The organism is Proteus sp. G4380 (assembly GCF_963885725.1).
Classification (GTDB): Bacteria; Pseudomonadota; Gammaproteobacteria; order Enterobacterales; family Enterobacteriaceae; genus Proteus; species Proteus mirabilis.
The window spans coordinates 1-18286 of the sequence record NZ_CAWPAV010000142.1 but is presented as its reverse complement, the minus strand read 5'-3'; the positions used below and the strand labels follow the sequence as shown (position 1 = coordinate 18286).

General features: G+C 42.2%; 17 protein-coding genes. 1 reads left to right on the top strand and 16 read right to left on the bottom strand.

Features of this window, described 5'->3' with window-relative positions:
- The first annotated feature begins 40 nt into the window (after nt 1–40).
- Nucleotides 41–559, top strand: a complete 519-nt coding sequence (locus AACU98_RS12715) for a DUF721 domain-containing protein (protein WP_036895466.1) — start codon at nt 41–43, stop codon at nt 557–559.
- A gap of 30 nt (nt 560–589) precedes the next feature.
- On the opposite strand, the gene lpxC is transcribed toward AACU98_RS12715, so the two are convergent.
- From lpxC to mraZ, 16 genes are all read right to left on the bottom strand, one after another.
- Nucleotides 590–1507 carry a UDP-3-O-acyl-N-acetylglucosamine deacetylase gene (gene lpxC / locus AACU98_RS12710; protein ID WP_012368233.1) on the bottom strand — a complete coding sequence of 306 codons (918 nt, stop codon included), beginning with the start codon at nt 1505–1507 and terminating at the stop codon, nt 590–592.
- A gap of 98 nt (nt 1508–1605) precedes the next feature.
- Complete coding sequence (gene ftsZ, locus AACU98_RS12705; RefSeq protein WP_004244108.1) at nt 1606–2772, bottom strand: cell division protein FtsZ; 1167 nt, start codon at nt 2770–2772, stop codon at nt 1606–1608.
- 69 nt (nt 2773–2841) lie between these two features.
- Complete coding sequence (gene ftsA / locus AACU98_RS12700; RefSeq protein WP_004244110.1) at nt 2842–4098, bottom strand: cell division protein FtsA; 1257 nt, start codon at nt 4096–4098, stop codon at nt 2842–2844.
- A 45-nt stretch (nt 4099–4143) separates the two neighbouring features.
- Nucleotides 4144–4932, bottom strand: a complete 789-nt coding sequence (gene ftsQ / locus AACU98_RS12695; RefSeq protein WP_012368234.1) for a cell division protein FtsQ — start codon at nt 4930–4932, stop codon at nt 4144–4146.
- Nucleotides 4933–4943: 11 nt separating this feature from the next.
- Nucleotides 4944–5291: a hypothetical protein gene (locus AACU98_RS12690; protein WP_004244114.1), complete on the bottom strand. Its 348-nt coding sequence runs from the start codon at nt 5289–5291 to the stop codon at nt 4944–4946.
- A gap of 5 nt (nt 5292–5296) precedes the next feature.
- Nucleotides 5297–6760, bottom strand: coding sequence for a UDP-N-acetylmuramate--L-alanine ligase (gene murC / locus AACU98_RS12685; protein ID WP_004244115.1), 1464 nt, complete (start codon nt 6758–6760; stop codon nt 5297–5299).
- Between the two features lie 41 nt (nt 6761–6801).
- Complete coding sequence (gene murG, locus AACU98_RS12680; RefSeq protein ID WP_004244116.1) at nt 6802–7884, bottom strand: undecaprenyldiphospho-muramoylpentapeptide beta-N-acetylglucosaminyltransferase; 1083 nt, start codon at nt 7882–7884, stop codon at nt 6802–6804.
- Nucleotides 7881–9074: a cell division protein FtsW gene (gene ftsW, locus AACU98_RS12675; RefSeq protein ID WP_004244117.1), complete on the bottom strand. Its 1194-nt coding sequence runs from the start codon at nt 9072–9074 to the stop codon at nt 7881–7883. The genes murG and ftsW overlap by 4 nt, the downstream gene beginning before the upstream one ends.
- Complete coding sequence (gene murD / locus AACU98_RS12670) at nt 9074–10384, bottom strand: UDP-N-acetylmuramoyl-L-alanine--D-glutamate ligase (protein ID WP_004244118.1); 1311 nt, start codon at nt 10382–10384, stop codon at nt 9074–9076. Before murD ends, ftsW begins: the two co-directional genes overlap by 1 nt.
- Before the next feature lies 1 nt (nt 10385).
- Nucleotides 10386–11468: a phospho-N-acetylmuramoyl-pentapeptide-transferase gene (mraY, locus tag AACU98_RS12665; RefSeq protein WP_004248563.1), complete on the bottom strand. Its 1083-nt coding sequence runs from the start codon at nt 11466–11468 to the stop codon at nt 10386–10388.
- Entirely contained in the window at nt 11462–12844 is a 1383-nt protein-coding gene (gene murF, locus AACU98_RS12660) for a UDP-N-acetylmuramoyl-tripeptide--D-alanyl-D-alanine ligase (RefSeq protein ID WP_004244120.1), read from the bottom strand. The genes mraY and murF overlap by 7 nt, the downstream gene beginning before the upstream one ends.
- A complete protein-coding gene (murE, locus tag AACU98_RS12655) occupies nt 12841–14328 on the bottom strand; it encodes a UDP-N-acetylmuramoyl-L-alanyl-D-glutamate--2,6-diaminopimelate ligase (RefSeq protein ID WP_049217795.1) in 1488 nt (495 codons plus the stop codon). Before murE ends, murF begins: the two co-directional genes overlap by 4 nt.
- A complete protein-coding gene (ftsI, locus tag AACU98_RS12650; RefSeq protein ID WP_161734840.1) occupies nt 14315–16111 on the bottom strand; it encodes a peptidoglycan glycosyltransferase FtsI in 1797 nt (598 codons plus the stop codon). Before ftsI ends, murE begins: the two co-directional genes overlap by 14 nt.
- Nucleotides 16112–16122: 11 nt before the next feature.
- The gene (gene ftsL, locus AACU98_RS12645; protein ID WP_004244124.1) at nt 16123–16440 is read right to left on the bottom strand and encodes a cell division protein FtsL; all 318 of its coding nucleotides are present in this window, start codon (nt 16438–16440) and stop codon (nt 16123–16125) included.
- A complete protein-coding gene (gene rsmH, locus AACU98_RS12640; RefSeq protein WP_004244125.1) occupies nt 16441–17388 on the bottom strand; it encodes a 16S rRNA (cytosine(1402)-N(4))-methyltransferase RsmH in 948 nt (315 codons plus the stop codon).
- Nucleotides 17389–17391: 3 nt separating this feature from the next.
- Nucleotides 17392–17850, bottom strand: a complete 459-nt coding sequence (mraZ, locus tag AACU98_RS12635) for a division/cell wall cluster transcriptional repressor MraZ (RefSeq protein WP_004248567.1) — start codon at nt 17848–17850, stop codon at nt 17392–17394.
- Nucleotides 17851–18286 lie beyond the last annotated feature (436 nt).

Sequence of the window (18286 nt, the reverse complement as noted above, 5' to 3'; positions counted from 1 at the left end):
CCTTCGTTATTTAATTTTATAATTTGTGGAGTCAAAATCTATGCGGGATAGCTACCCACAATCATTGGAAAACATCCTAAAAGAGCTTGAAGGTTCCAATAAAAGCACATTACAGCTTATACAACAGCGTGCAACAATTTTACTCAAATTAAATCGTACCGTCATGGCACTTTTACCAGCACCGTTACAAGATAAATGCCGTGTCGCCAATTATCGCAATGCTATTTTAATTATTGAAGTCACAAACGCAAGTTGGATGACACGATTACGTTATGAAATTCCATCATTACTTTCTGCATTAAGAAAGGAAATTTTACCATCGTTATCCTCAATAGACATCAAAATAAATCCTTCTTTAAGCATAAAAGCAGGAAAAAAGAGTGTCACTTCATCATTAAAAGATCCAACACCCGTAAAAAAACGCCACTTAAGTGTAGAGAGTGCACAATCATTGAAATATTTGGCAGAGAAAAGCCCGAAGAAATTAAGAGAAAGATTAGAACGGTTGGCTGCACTTGCCGGAGAGAGTACAAGTACAGCCAAAGATGACGCTAATTAGAGATAATTAACGTGCTTTCCAATTGAGCGATTAAGCAAAAACTGTCGATGGCGCTTTAAATGCCACTGGCATTTTCGCTTCGTCTTCAAAGGTGACGAATTCCCAAGCAGACTCTTTTGCTAAAACAGCTTGAAGCAATTTATTATTTAGTGCATGACCTGATTTAAACGCGGTAAATTCACCGATAATGTTATAGCCACACATAAATAAATCACCGATTGCATCTAACATTTTATGACGAACAAATTCGTCTTCAAAACGTAAACCATCATCGTTGAGGACACGATAGTCATCAACCACGATAGCGCAATCAAAGCTACCGCCTAAACACAATCCTTTCGATTGTAAATATTCAATATCACGCATAAATCCAAATGTACGAGCACGACTTATTTGACTCATAAAGGATTCAGCAGAGAAATCTAATTTATAACGCTGAGTACTTGCATCGATAGCAGGATGGTTAAAATCGATAGTAAAATCTAATTTAAAACCATTATAAGGACGCATTTCCGCCCATTTATCGCCATCTTCAACACGTACTGTTTCCTTGATACGGATGAATTTTTTCGCAGTGCGAAGCTCTTCAATACCTGCATCAAGCAATAAGAAAACAAAAGGTGCTGCACTGCCATCCATAATAGGAATTTCAGGTGCATCCACTTCAATTACGATATTATCAATGCCTAAACCAGCCAGTGCTGCATTTAAATGCTCAACGGTTGATATACGCACATCATCTTCATTCACTAAGCAAGTACATAACATAGTGTCACGAACTGATTTTGCGTCTGCTGGAAAATCCACCGGTGGATTTAAGTCAGTACGACGGTAGATGACCCCAGTATTAGCTGGCGCCGGACGCATTGTAAGCGTAACTTTTTTACCCGTGTGGAGCCCCACACCAGTTGCTTGTACAATTCGTTTTAATGTCCGTTGTTTGATCATCATTTTATCTCGCAATATTATCCGTCCTACCAATTATTATACTTATAATTGGCAGGACAGTTTAGCACAAAAAGCGGAGATGCCAATCTTTTTGACGATTAATCAGCCTGTTTTCTTAAGAAAGCAGGGATATCTAAATAATCTGGCTCTTTGTTAGCTTGAGTAGATTGTTCATTAACCGCTTTAGCTGCCGGCTTGCTCTCTTCTACTGTAGAGAAAGAGGACATGCTATTTTGCATTTGCTGATAACGATTTTCCATAGCGTTTTGTTGATTTTGCTTATTAGTTACCAGCGTAATTTCTGGACGTTTATCCATGCCGATACCTGTAGCAACCACAGTAACACGCAGTTCATCGTTCATTTCAGGGTCAAGAGAAGTACCAATCACCACTGTGGCGTTATCTGATGCAAATGCACGAATGGTGTTACCGACGGTTTCAAACTCATCAAGACGTAAATCAAAGCCTGCTGTAATATTAACTAACACACCACGTGCGCCAGACAGGTCGATATCTTCCAGTAATGGACTTGAAATCGCCATTTCAGCGGCTTCTTCAGCACGATCTTCGCCTTTAGCTGCACCAGATCCCATCATGGCATAACCCATCTCTGACATCACCGTTCTCACGTCAGCAAAGTCGACGTTCATCAAACCTGGGCGAGTGATCAGTTCTGCGATACCTTGAACAGCACCTTTTAATACATCATTTGCCGCACCAAATGCGTCAAGTAACGAAATACCACGGCCGAGTACTTTTAGCAGCTTGTCATTTGGAATAGTGATTAATGAGTCAACATGCTTAGATAACTCAGTAATTCCCTGCTCAGCAAATGCCATACGCTTTTTGCCTTCAAAATTAAAAGGCTTAGTCACAACAGCAACCGTTAAAATACCTAACTCTTTCGCAACTTCAGCAACGACTGGCGCAGCACCTGTACCTGTACCACCGCCCATACCCGCAGCGATAAATACCATATCCGCACCTTCTAGTGCAGCGCGTAACGCTTCACGATCTTCTTCGGCAGCATTACGGCCTACCTCAGGGTTTGCACCTGCACCTAAGCCTTTCGTAATGGCATTACCGATTTGGATAGTTTGTCCAACTGCTGTTTTACGTAATGCTTGAGCATCAGTATTGACCGCGAAGAAATCAACGCCTTCAATACGTTCACGAACCATGTGCTCAACCGCATTACCGCCGCCGCCACCAACGCCGATGACTTTGATCACCGCATCGTTGGTTAATTCCATAGGTTCAAACATAATTTCTCTCCGTTTTGTGCCTTTTAGGGTCGCTTGCTCAAACGACCTCTTTTTAAATTTGTCTGATGATTAAAACTCTCTTTTTAACCAGCCAGTGAGTTTTTTTAGCCAACCACTAACTGCAGAGCGTTTTTCGGTTTCAGTTTCCTCACCAAAGTGAGATTCTTTACCGTAATGCAAAAGCCCGACTGCCGTAGAATAGAAGGGATCCTGCGCATAATCTGTTAGCCCGGTAATATTTAACGGTTTACCGATCCGTACTTGCGTGTGGAAAACACGTTGAGCACATTCAACAAGTCCATCTATCTGTGCAGCACCACCTGTTAAAACAATACCTGCCGCTAAATGGTGCTTTATTCCTTGCTGACGTAATTGTTCCTGAACACTCAAAATCTCTTCATTAACAAGATTTAGAAGCTCGGTATAACGCGGTTCAATCACCTCAGCAAGTGTTTGCCGTTGTAGACTTCTTGGTGGTCTACCTCCGACACTTGGAACTTCGACATTTTCATCTTTGCCAACTAAAGAGCCTAATGCACAGCCATGACGCACTTTTATTGCTTCGGCATCATTTGGTGGTGTACCAAAAGCGTAAGCAATATCGCTAGTCACAACGTTGCCTGCATAAGGAATGACACGAGTATGTCTTAATGCACCACCGGTATATATGGCGATATCCATGGTTCCGCCACCCATATCAACGACACAAACACCTAATTCGCGCTCATCTTCTGTTAGCACAGCAAAACTTGAAGCCAGTCCTGCAAAAATCAGTTGATCCACTTTTAAACCACAGCGCTCAACTGCTTTTACTATATTCTTCGCCATATCGTTATGGCAGGTAATCAGATGTACTTTAGCCTGCATACGTACACCAGATAACCCAACAGGGTTTTTGATCCCTTCTTGGTAATCAATGGCGTACTCTTGCGGTATTACGTGTAAAACACGGTGTTCATCTTTTACTTTGACGGATTTCGCAGTATGCACCACGCTATCAACATCATCTTGTGTTACTTCTTCTTCTGAAATTGGCACCATACCAATTTCATTTTGGCAGCTAATATGTTTGCCTGATAACGCCAAATATACTGACGATATTTGGCAATCTGCCATCAATTCAGCCTGATCTACAGCCCGTTGTACACATTTTACGACGGATTCGAGATCGTTCACGCCACCTTTGTCCATACCCCGAGATGGGCAACTTCCCACCCCGATAATATTCACTACGCCATCAGGCAGGATCTCACCGACAAGGGTGGCTACTTTGGCCGTACCAATCTCAAGACCAACTACTAATTTTCTGTCCGTCGCTTTGATCATTATTGTTCTGCCTTCGCCTTCATCGTGTCATCTGCCACGTCTTGTTTATTCATTCACATCAAGTAATAAAGGAGCCCATCCAACTGCACCACCACTGTCATAACGTAAATCGACATAATCAACCCGTTTGTCAGTCTGTTGTTGCAAGATAGGATACAGCTCAATAAAGCGAGCAATCCGTTTTTCGGTATCCTTACGCCCTAACTCCAATCGGACATCATTGTCTAAGACTAATTGCCATCCTTGACGAGCTGACATTGATGCTGCTTTTAATTTCAGATTACTGGCAAGAAGCTGATCTCTCATTGCTAAATAACCTGCTAATACCATTTTCTCACTTCCTTGCGGCCCATATAATAGTGGGTAATTTCCTTGTGTTTCCAATCGCGTTGGCAGACTGAAAATTCGGCCTTCTCTATCAAGAAAATGTGTGTCATTCCAACGGGTAAATGGCACATACTCCACCAGATGGATTTTTAATTCGTCTGGCCATTGTTTACGTACGGTCACTTGCCTAATCCATGGCATACGTTCAATTTGTTGCTGAATGATATTGACATCCTGTGTCATAAAAGTGCCTGGTTGGCCTAAAGATAAAATGGCCTGACGCACATCATCATTCGTTGTGTAATGCCGCTCACCAGTAAGTACAAGCTTTGATATCGGTAGACGATTAGCATCTTTCATCCAATTCACAACTTGTATTCCGCCCCAAATAATGGTGGCAATCACACATAAGAAGAAGATTAATCCTGATAAATAGCTACCATTACTCGGTCTATCAGAATGACGTTTCTCTTTTATCTCTTTATTATTTAGCGCTGCTTGTGACATAGTAAATTCATTCACCCCTGCGCAACATTCAAATAAGAGAATCGGCTATTCTTTTGTACGATATTCCTACGATTAATACTTCCACTAGATATATATACTCTATAAATACCTTTAGCTTTGATAATTAAATCACTAAATTGTTCAATCTGTTGAGAATTATTTACCTTAAAAGTCAAAATAGCGAGTTTTTCTTTAAATTTCGCTACTTTTAACTGATAAATTTTTCCCACATCTCTTTGAGCAAGCAAATTACCGATCGTATTTTTCGCAAATAAGATCTCTTTTTGACTAAAATCTCCCACCATTACAGTCATTTTCTTAACCATTTCACCATAAATGATGTTCACTTGCTCAAACATCCGTCTTAATCCTCGCTTAAAGATGGTTGTAATTTTGTTTCTGCTAAGCGACGCGCTATTTTACCAATATTTCCAGCACCTTGAACTAAAACAAGATCATTATCTGTTAATACACCCGCTAATATTGAGGAGATGTTCTCAACATCAGAAACCCAAATCGGATCTAGTTTGCCACGTTGACGAATAGTACGACACAGTGAACGACTATCTGCACCGGGAATAGGCGCCTCTCCTGCTGCATAAACATCGGTTAATAATAAAATATCAACTTGATTAAGCACCGTTGCAAAATCTTCATATAAATCACGAGTACGTGTATAACGATGTGGTTGAAATAACATCACTAAACGTTTATCAGGCCAACCTGCTCGTGCCGCTTTTATCGTTGCATCAACTTCTGTTGGGTGATGTCCATAGTCATCCACCAGCATGACTTCCCCTTCTTGGCCATTCACATGCTCAAGACTGAAATTTCCCAAGAAATCGAAACGACGCCCAGTGCCTTGGAAATTAAGTAGTGCGGCTAAAATATGCTCATCCGCAATCCCTTCTTCTGTAGCAACAGCCACAGCTGCGGTTGCATTTAAGGCGTTATGACGTCCCGGCGCATTTAATACCACATCTAAATCAGGCATATCTTCACGAGAAATAGTGAAAAATCCTTGCGCACCTTTTTGTTCGTAATGAGTAATGCGTACATCAGCATCTTCACTAAAACCATAGGTAGTAATATAACGCCCTACTTTAGGAATAATTGACCGAATAACATCGTCATCAATACACATCACTGCGCGACCATAAAACGGTAAGTTGTGTAAAAAAGTAATAAAAGTCTCTTTTAAATTATCAAAATTACCGTGATAAGTGTCCATATGGTCAGCTTCAATATTCGTTACCACCGCAACCATAGGTTGAAGATGTAAGAAAGAAGCATCACTCTCATCCGCTTCTGCAATTAAATAGCGGCTACAACCTAAACGAGCATGGGTACCGGCTGATTTCACTAAACCGCCATTAACAAAGGTTGGATCTAATCCTGCTTGTGCATAAATGTTCGAAATCATCGCCGTTGTTGTTGTTTTACCGTGGGTTCCTGCAATCGCAACCCCGTGACGATAACGCATTAACTCCGCTAACATTTCTGCACGACGTATCACAGGAATACGCGCTTCTCTTGCTGCAATAATTTCCGGATTATCTGCACTAATTGCGGTAGAAACCACCACAACACTAGCATCACGAATATTTTCAGGGCGATGATTAAAATAGATTGTCGCCCCTAATGCAACGAGTTGTTGTGTGACTACATTAGGCGCTAAATCAGAACCACTGATTGCATAACCTTCATTAGCCAACACTTCGGCGATCCCGCCCATGCCGGCACCACCAATGCCAACAAAGTGGATATGCCTAACTTTTCTCATCTCAGGCACAAAAGATCTTAATTTCGCCAGCTGTTGTGTATTCACTATTTACTTCTTCACTCTAAGTTAATGGTTACAAGTTACGTTTATTTTTTAGCCACTTCGATAATTACATTAGCGACTCGCTCAGTAGCATCCGTAATCGCAACACTTTGTGCTTTTTCTGCCATTAGCATTAGCTGATGTCTATCCCAATTTTCTAGGGTGTCAGCTATCGCTTCTGGCGTTAAATCATTCTGTTCAATAATACGCGCCGCACCGGCATTTTCTAATGGCAATGCATTCCAATATTGCTGTCTATCTTTATGTTGAAAAGGAACAAAAATAGCGGGTAACCCCGCAGCGGCAATCTCGCTAACTGTTAATGCACCTGAACGACATACAACAACATCAGCCCATTGATAAGCTTGCGCTATATCATCAATAAATTCAGTAACTTTATACTCAGATTTAACTGAATTTTTAGAAAGTTCATTTTGATAGCGTAATTTGGTATCACTTTCGCTCCCTTTGCCGGCCTGATGCCAAATTGTAACTCGCTCTCCTAATAATCCAGCCACCACGGGCATTGTATGATTTAAGATACGCGCACCTTGGCTACCACCAATAACCAGCACTCGGACAGCACCTTCTCTGCCTTTTAATCTCTCTGCTGGGGCTTCAAGTGCTAAGACATCGTCACGAACCGGATTACCAACAACAGGCGCATTAGCAAACGCACCGGGGAATGCTTGTAACACACGTTTGGCTATTTTTGACAACCAACGGTTAGTTAAGCCTGCAATACCATTTTGTTCATGTAAAACAACGGGAATACCACAGCTCCATGCTGCAACACCGCCTGGTCCAGAAACATAGCCTCCCATGCCTAATACGGCATCAGGCTGATAGCGCTTCATAATCCGACGGGCTTGAAAAATCGCTTTTATAATACGAATAGGTGCCGCAATTAACGCTTTTACCCCTTTACCTCGCAGACCCGAAATACGGATATACTCGATTTCAATGCCATGCTTAGGCACTAATTGTGCTTCCATTCTATCCGCGGTTCCTAACCAACGAATATCCCAGCCTTGGGATTGCAGATAATGAGCAACTGCTAATCCAGGAAAGACGTGCCCTCCTGTTCCGCCGGCCATCACCATTAATCGGCGTTTACGTTCGCTCATTTAGGACTCCTTACAAACGCCTGAGCCTGTGCTAGGCGTGATTCATAATCAATTCGTAACAACATCACGATAGCCGTTGACATAATAATCAAACTCGAACCACCGTAACTAATAAGAGGTAACGTTAACCCTTTTGTTGGCAACATACCGGCTGCCGCACCAACGTTGACTAACGTCTGGAAGGTAAACCAGATCCCAATCGAACAGGCTAAAAAACCTGAAAAACGTTGATCGAGCAGCAAAGCACGGCGTCCAATTTGCATCGCACGAAAAGCGATGAAGAATACCATTAAAAGCACTAAAACCACACCGATATAACCAAGTTCTTCTGCTAAAATGGAGAAAATAAAGTCAGTATGAGCTTCAGGTAGATACTCCAACTTTTGTACTGAATTTCCTAACCCTTGCCCCAGTAGATCACCGCGTCCAAAAGCCATCAAGGATTGTGTTAACTGATAACCACTACCAAAAGGATCTTCCCAAGGTTCTAAGAACGAAGTGATACGTCGTACACGGTAAGGCTCAACAATAATTAACATCACAACAGCGGCAATACCTGTACCAATAATGGCGAGGAATTGCCAAATTTTTGCACCGGCTAAAAAAAGCAACGCTAATGTGGTCACAAACAACACGACCACCGTACCTAAGTCGGGTTGTAATAGCAGTAACACGGCTAATATTAACATCACCCCCATAGGTTTACAGAATCCCCAAAAATTGTTTCTCACTTCTTCTACTTTTCTCACCAAATAACTGGAGAGATAACAAAACAGTGCCAATTTAGAAAGTTCTGCCGGCTGAATACGTAAAGGCCCAAATGCAATCCAACGTGATGCGCCATTTACTGAACTGCCCACTGCCAATACCACGAGTAATAGCAAGATAGAACCAAACAGCATTAAGCTACTGTAGCGTTGCCATACCGCCATTGGCACTCGCATTGTCACTAATGCAAGGCAAAGGGCAACAATCATATAAATGCCGTCACGTTTAGCAAATAGAAAAGGATCTTCTGCTAAACGTTGTCCAACAGGCATTGACGCCGAAGTTACCATCACAAACCCGACAACCGCTAATCCGAATGTAAACCAGAGCAAAGTGCGATCATAAGGCACGAACGCGCTGTTATCTGTTTGATAACTTCCCACCAGCCACTGTTTTAATCTTCGCATTGCGTATACACTCATCAGCCAAGCTCCTGCGCTAAACGGGCAAACTCATCACCACGTTGTTCGAAACTTTTAAACTGATCTAGACTTGCACAAGCGGGTGAAAGTAGCACCATATCGCCAGTTTGCACTGTTGGTGCAAGTAATCGCATCGCCTCTTCCATAGTCGCGGTTAATTGTGAGACTTGTGGTCGTAAATTTGCCAATGCTTGACCATCTTGTCCGAAGCAATATAAGCGAATATTATCGCCACTGAGATAAGGTAATAGCGCGCTAAAATCAGCAGACTTACCGTCCCCACCTAACAACAGGTGCAAAGTCCCTTCTACTTCAAGCCCTCTTAAAGCTGCTTCTGTGCTACCTACATTAGTCGCTTTAGAATCATTGATCCAACGTACCCCATTATGGGAGTAAACTAATTGGAAACGATGAGCAAGGCCATGATAGGTGTTTAAAACAGCCAGTGATGCTTTACGAGAAATTCCCACCGCATCAGCTAACGCTAATGCGGCTAATGCATTGGTGTAATTGTGTTGACCAGAAAGGAACATCTGTGAAGTGGCAAGAATATTTTCACCATTTACGTTCAAGTAACGATTGGTATTATCAAGTTGATAATCCCCTTGTCCGATACCAAAACTCACACAACGTGCATCTTTGCCAGCTAAAGGCAATGTCAGAACATCATCTGCGTTATAGACACAGGTTTTAGCATTATCATAAATACGTAATTTAGCTTCACGGTATTGTTCTAATCCTAACGGATAGCGATTCATATGATCTTCGCTAATATTTAATACCGTGGCAGCCGCCGCTGTTAAGCTATAGGTTGTCTCTAATTGAAAGCTCGATAGCTCTAAGACATATAAGTCATAAGGCTGTGTTAATAACGTTAAAGCAGGTACACCAATATTGCCACCGACACCGACAGGGATCCCGTCAGCTTTAGCCATTTCCCCCACCAACGTCGTTACGGTACTTTTGCCATTAGAGCCTGTTATCGCAACAATAGGTGCTTTTGCCTCACGGCAAAATAGCTCAATATCACCGACAATTTCCACTCCATGATCTCGCGCTTCAACTAACTCAGGCGTTGATAACGCAATACCCGGACTTGAGACAATTAAATCAGCGTCATTAAGCCATACTTGATGAAAACTCCCCGTATGATACTCAACATCAGCAGGTAGCTTATCTAAACCCGCGGGATGCTGGCGAGTATCTATCACTTTAGGTGTTACACCTTGGCGGATAAAAAAGTCAACGCAGGATAGACCGGTAATGCCTAGTCCCACGATAACAACTTTTTTCCCCTGATAATTTGCCATGTTAACGTACCTTTAATGTCGCTAAACCAATAAGGACTAACATAAGAGAGATGATCCAAAAGCGGACAATCACACGAGGCTCTGGCCAACCTTTTAATTCATAGTGATGATGGATTGGCGCCATACGGAAAATACGTTGGCCGCGCAGTTTAAATGAACCTACTTGTAAAATAACCGAGAGCGTTTCAACAACGAACACGCCCCCCATAATCACTAATAAAAATTCTTGGCGTAATAACACGGCGATAGTACCTAATGCACCACCTAATGCTAAAGAGCCAACATCACCCATAAAGACTTGGGCAGGATAAGTATTAAACCAAAGGAAGCCTAATCCCGCGCCGACAATGGCGGTACAAACAATCACCAATTCGCCTGCATGCATTAAATAAGGAATTTTTAGGTAGCTGGCAAAATTGACATTACCTGTAGCCCATGCAACTAATGCAAATCCAGCCGCTACAAACACCGTAGGCATAATGGCTAAGCCATCTAAACCATCGGTTAAATTTACCGCGTTACTGGTGCCAACAATGACAAAATAAGCCAGTAAGATATACAACATGCCAAGTTGTGGCATGACATCTTTAAAGAAAGGCACGACAAGTTGCGTTGCTGGGGTATCTTTACCAATCGCGTACATACTAAATGCAACCGCTAAAGCTAATACCGATTGCCAGAAATATTTCCAACGCGCTATTAAGCCTCGAGTATCTTTACGCACTACTTTGCGATAATCATCGATAAAACCGATGATGCCATAACCAATTAGCACCAAGAGTACACACCATACATAAGGATTATCTAATCGCGCCCACAATAAGGTTGATACAGCGATAGAAAATAGGATCATGATCCCACCCATGGTCGGCGTACCACGTTTGCTAAAGTGTGACTCAGGACCTTCGTTACGCACCACTTGCCCGATTTGCATTTTTTGTAACCATGCAATTAAATGGGGTCCCATCCATAACGCAATAATTAATGCCGTCAATAAACCAACAATCGCTCTGAATGTCAGATAAGAAAACACATTAAAAAATGTATGATATTTAACCAAATATTCGGCTAGCCAAACTAACATTCAAAGCACTCCTTTAATGCGTTCACGATATCCTCCATTGCTGAGCTTCGTGAACCTTTTACTAAAACTGAAACAACATCATGCTGCTGTAATAATGGAATTAATTGGGTAAGCAAATCAGCTTTAAATGAAAAATGCTCACCGCCTTCATTTTCTTGACTAATAAACTGGCTGTAATGACCCACGGTTAATACCCGATCGATACCGACTTGATGAGCAAAACGTCCCACATCACGGTGACATTTTTCTGAATCCTCGCCTAGTTCAGCCATATCTCCAGCAACAAAGATTTTATATCCTGGTAATTGAGATAAAACTTGCAGCCCTGCCATCATCGACCCATCATTAGCATTATAGGTATCATCTAACACTATTTTTCCTGTTGTTAACTCAACAGGATAGAGTCTGCCAGGTACGGCTTTCAGTACCGCTAAACCTTGCTGAATATCCGTTAATGTCGCCCCTACCGACAAGGCTAACGCACTTGCGGCTAACGCATTGGCAATATTATGGCGACCAGGTAAAGGTAGGGTGATTGCTACACACCCTTCTGGCGTATGCAATGTAAAATCGGTGGTGAGTTGATTAACAACGATATCCGTTGGGTAGAAATCGGCCTGAGTGTCTGCAGATAAAGAGAAAGACCACTGAGTTTGACGTGAGTTAAAATGCTGTTGCCATAGCGCAACATCATTACTTTGTTGATTAATAATGGCTGTGCCTTGCTCTTTTAAGCCAGTGAATATTTCACCTTTAGCTTGAGCAATCCCTTGTAAGGAACCAAAACCTTCAATATGTGCAGAAAAAAGATTATTGACCAATGCACTATCTGGTTTAACCATATCCACGGTATAGGCTATTTCACCAATATGGTTAGCACCAAGTTCAATCACGGCAAAACGATGTTCAGGGGTTAGACGAAAGAGTGTCAGGGGAACACCAATATCATTATTTAAATTGCCATGTGTATATAAGGTTTCACCACAGTGACGCAGTATCGAAGCCGTCATCTCTTTAACGGACGTTTTACCCGAAGAGCCCGTTAACGCCACAATTTTAGCATTGCTAAGCGAACGGATATAAGCGGCAATATGCCCCATTGCTAAACGGGTATCTTTTACGATGATTTGTGGACATTCAACATCGATTTTCCGATTAACTAAAACCGCAACGGCACCCTTTTGTTTGACATCAGCAATAAAGTCATGAGCATCAAAACGATCACCTGCTAAAGCAATAAACAGACATGCATCATCAATTTTACGGCTATCGGTAGAAATTGATTTGATCATTAATTGATTGGCTTGGCTTTGAGTAATAGTACTCAACGTGCCTTGAGTGACTTGTGCAATAGTTTCGAGAGAAAGCGCTATCATGCGATCACCCCCAATAACCGTGCAACCGTTAATCGGTCAGAATAATCAAGACGGCGAGTGCCAACGATTTGATAATCTTCGTGCCCTTTTCCTGCCACTAAGATCATATCAGCGGGAGAGGCTTGCATTACTACATTCGTCACGGCTTCTGCTCGTCCTTCAATCGCTAACGCACGACCAGGATCCATTAACCCAGAAAGGATATCTTGAATAATGGCTTGTGGCTCTTCACTACGCGGATTGTCATCGGTGATAACCACTTTATCGGCAAACTGCTCTGCTACAGCGCCCATTAGTGGGCGCTTACCTTTATCTCTATCACCACCACAACCAAAGATACACCACAGTTTGCCAGTACAGTGTAAGCGTGCCGCTTGTAACGCTTTTTCTAAGGCATCTGGCGTGTGGGCATAATCAACGATCACCGTAGGACGATTATTCGCACTAAATACTTCCATACGACCACAAACGGGCGTTAATGCACTGGAAGCTTTAATCACTGCATCAAGAGGGTATTCAAGTGCCAAAAGTGTAGCTAAAGCACAGAGTAAGTTACTGACATTAAAAGCCCCCATTAATGGGCTTTCAATTTCACCTTCTCCCCAACTTGAATTAAAATGGATAGTGGCACCCGCATCATGGTAATTGATTTGTGTCGCTTGCACATAGCGTCCTTGCCAATTTGCCGGCAATTTATCCCCCATAGTCACCGCCACTGCATCGGGTAGATGCGTCAACCATTTATGCCCTACCGCATCATCAGCATTAATGATTTTTTCGCCACTATGGTGGGTCGAAAATAACAACCATTTAGCCTGTTCGTAATTGGCCATATCACCATGATAATCAAGGTGATCGCGACTTAAGTTGGTAAATACGCTGGCGACAAAAGGTAACGCACTAACGCGCCCTTGAACTAAACCGTGTGACGAAACCTCCATTGCGGTAAAGGTAGCACCTTGATTAACTAATTGCTGTAATTCTAATTGGATATCAACCGCTGAACCGGTTGTATTCATTGCCGGAACAATATGATCTAATAACCCATTGCCTACCGTTCCCATAACGGCACTGACTTCACCTAAACCTTGCGCCCACTGTGCTAACAATTGTGTTGTTGTCGTTTTTCCGTTAGTACCAGTGACACCAATCAGCTTTAATTTATCCGCTGGCTGATGATAAAAAATTCCTGCAAGTTTTGATAATTGACAATTTAGGTTTTCAATATAAATAACGGGTATACCATGACTTTCACGAATCTCGCCATGAGTAGCAATACCTTCAGCTTCCGCTAAAACAGCGCAAACACCTTGTGCAATTGCCTGAGGAATATAGCGTCTACCATCCGTTTCATGGCCTTTAATTGCCACAAACAGATCACCACTCGCGGCTTTTCGGCTGTCGAGTGTCATGTCTTTAAGCGTTAAAGACGGTGCTTGTATCCCGAGTGCCCCTAATAGGTCACTTAAATTAGGATCTGCCACTTGTATCCTCTTTTTTATTAATCACTATTTCACTTTTATCGTCTGGCGTTAATGCATCAGGCTCTACATTCATCGTACGTAGAACCGCGCCCATAATTGTGCCAAACACTGGTGCAGAAACTGCACCCCCATAATATTTGCCCGCTTTTGGCTCGTTAATGATCACTACTAAGGCAAAGCGTGGACGGCTTGCCGGTGCAACACCGGCTGCATAAGAAATGTAGGCATTAATATACTTTCCATCTGGGCCGACTTTTTTCGCGGTCCCGGTCTTAATCGCAACACGATACCCTTTGATCGCAGCACGAACGCCACCACCGCCCGGTAAGGCGACACTTTCCATCATATGAACCACTGTTCTCATGACTTTTTCAGGAAAAACGCGAGTACCCAGTACAGGAGGGTCGACTTTAGTAATAGAAAGCGGTCGATAAATACCAAAACTACCGATAGTTGCATAGACACGCGCTAACTGTAATGGCGTTACCATTAGCCCATATCCGAATGAGAAGGTGGCCCTTTCAAGATCGGACCACCGTTGTTTTTTTATTGGAAATATGCCACTACTTTCACCAACTAGCCCCAAGTTAGTTGGTTTTCCGAGGCCAAAACGGGAATAAACATCTACCAGTTCAGACGCCGGCATCGCTAACGCAAGGCGAGATACCCCTACGTTACTCGATTTCTGTAAAATTCCAGTTATCGAAAGCTCACGATAAAGCGCAACATCTTTTATCTGATGACCACTAATTCGATAAGGAACAGTATTAATAACGGTATTTTCTTTAATAATATTATTGTTTAGCGCACTCATAACCACCATCGGCTTTACCGTAGAGCCTGGCTCAAAAATATCGGTGATAGCTCGATTACGCATCGCATCTTTCGGCGTTCCCGCTAAATTATTCGGGTTATAGGATGGGCTATTTGCCATCGCTAACACTTCGCCTGTATTGACATCAACCAAAACCGCCGTACCTGATTCGGCTTTATTTTCAATGACTGCATTGGTTAACTCTCTATACACAACAGATTGTAAACGCTCATCAATGCTTAACATTAAGTTGTGAGCAGCTTGGCTATCTGTTTGAGCGATATTTTCAATCACACGGTTAAAGCCATCTTTGCGTACAACTCGCTCTCCGGGGGCACCGGTAAGCCATTGGTTAAAGCTTTTTTCAACCCCTTCAATACCATCACCATCAATGTTTGTAACACCAATGATGTGAGCGGTCACTTCTCCTGAAGGATAATAGCGTTTGGACTCTTGGCGCATGTTTATCCCTTTGATTTTCAGCTTACTTATGTAATCACTAATTTCAGGATTAACTTGGCGCGCAAGATAGATAAAACGAGCGGAAGGTGTTGCAGAAATTTTTTGAGAAATTTGATTAACGGGAAGTTTTAATGCATCAGCAAGTGCTAACCAGCGTGAATCGGTCATATCAGGGTTAGCTTCTAACACAACTTTAGGATCAGCCCAAATAGCATATACAGGGACACTCACCGCCAATGGTCTTCCCATACGATCGCTTATCATGCCACGAGCTGTGGGGACTTTTTGCACACGTAAAGAGCGCAGATCCCCTTCGCGGATCAGGGGATCTGGGTTAATAATCTGTAAATAGGCAACTCGTATTAATAACGCCGCTAAAGCAATACCAATACCACCGCAAAGCAACGCAAAACGCCAACTCACAAATCCTGTTTTTTCTTCAGGTTTACGGAGTTTGGCATTTGACTTTGTCTTTGTCTTCGCTTTTGCCGAACGTGAAAATTTCATACTTGCCTTAATTATTTAGTAACCACAATATTCTCTTTAGTTGGATCAACATGAACCATGCCTAACTGTTCACTTGCAAAACGTTCAACTCGGCTATGGTCCGCCAATGCATTTTCCTCAAGGATCAAGTTGCGCCATTCAATATCCAATACATTTTTTTCTAACACTAAGCGCTCTTTTTCTGCTGTCAGTAAGCGTGTTTTATGTGCTGTCGTTACCACATAGATCGCGGAGATAATAACGGCGAAAAAAAGAATAAGTGGCAATTTGCCATGACGCAGTAAATCTTGTCCTATTACTCCCGGTAATGAATGGCGTTCAGTAGACATTTATTCCTCAATACGCTGTGCGACGCGTAAAACAGAACTTCGCGCTCGTGGATTCTCCTCAACTTCAACACCGGTAGGTTTCATTTTATGAATGCTACTCAGGCGAGCACTTCCTAGTGCTTTAATTTGTTCTTCTGTTAATGGGATCCCCGCTGGAACAACAGGCCCTTTACTTTCATCTCTTATAAAGCGTTTAACTAATCGGTCTTCTAAAGAGTGGAAACTAATCACCGATAAACGCCCTGCTGGCGCTAAAATAGACACGGCACCTTTTAATGCTTTTTCAATCTCATCTAACTCGCTATTGATATAGATACGGATCGCTTGAAAGCTACGTGTTGCAGGGTGCTTATGTCGCTCTTTTACTGGACTTGCTTCACTAATCAAATCCGCTAACTGTTTAGTACGTGTTAATGGCTCTTCAGTTTTATTACGCGCCACAATGGCACGGGCAATGCGTTTCGCGAAACGCTCTTCACCGAAGGTTTTTAGCACCCAAGTAATATCATCTTCTTCGGCATTCATTAACCACTGTGCAGCTGATTGTCCTGTGGTTGGGTCCATACGCATATCGAGTGGCCCATCACGCATAAAAGAGAATCCTCGTTCAGGATCATCTAATTGCGGTGAAGAAACGCCTAAATCTAATAATACGCCATCAACTTTGCCACTTAAACCTAACTCATTGATATAGTGTTCAATATTTGAAAAAGGCCCATGAATAATAGAGAATCGTGGATCATCAATTTCATTTGCCACTGCGATAGCTTGTGGATCTCTATCAATCGCAATGAGACGGCCTTGTTCACCTAATTGCGATAAAATCAGACGAGAGTGCCCGCCACGGCCAAAAGTACCGTCAATATAAATACCTGAAGGTTTAATATTCAGGCCGTTTACTGCTTCATCCAGTAATACACTGGTATGGCTAAAATTATTCGTTGTCATTATTTAAAGTGATAAATCCAATAGTCGTGTCGATAACGGTTCCTGTGAGGTTTGCTCTGCCAAAATGTCTTCTTTGATCTGTTGATACCAGACCTGTTCATCCCACAATTCAAATTTATTGAATTGACCGACTAACATGACCTCTTTGGTTAGCCCCGCGTGCTGTCTTAGCGTGCTAGCTAACAAAAGACGTCCTGCGCTATCCATTTGGCATTCACTGGCATGCCCAAGTAATAAACGCTGCACTCTTCGTTCGGCGGGATTCATGGAAGAAAGCGCCGCCAGTTTTAACTCAATTTTTTCCCATTCAGGAAGGGTGTACAGCAATAAACATGGCTGATTGAGATCAATGGTACAGACCATTTGACCTTCAGAAGCCTCGTTCAGCGTTGTTCGATAACGGGAAGGAACTGTTATTCGCCCTTTGCTGTCGAGATTAACGAGTGTTGCACCACGAAACATCCTCATTTCCCTCAGCGTTATAATTTACACCACATTATCCCACAAATCCCCACAAATAGAGTTTACGGATGGTATGAAAACGTTGTCAAGCCAGTTGTAGGACGCTTTATTGATATTTACAGTAATTTTATAATCTCATCGAAATGAACAAATTATCAGCAGGCTAAAAAAGCAGAATATTAACACTATGATTCCTATCGGTTATTTTTTATTTTTCTTATTTGTTCTCAAATAGTGATTATTTATAGAGATGAAAAAGGGAAAAATAAGATAAAGAAGTCATAAAAAGAAAATGACCTATTTAATGAGATAATGCCTATTTATTGTCGTTCATTTACCTTTAACCAACATAACAATACAAAGCCCTCTTTAAATTAAAAAACCGGCTTAATCTACTGAAAAAATAATGTGATATCATGTAGATAATTTTTTACTG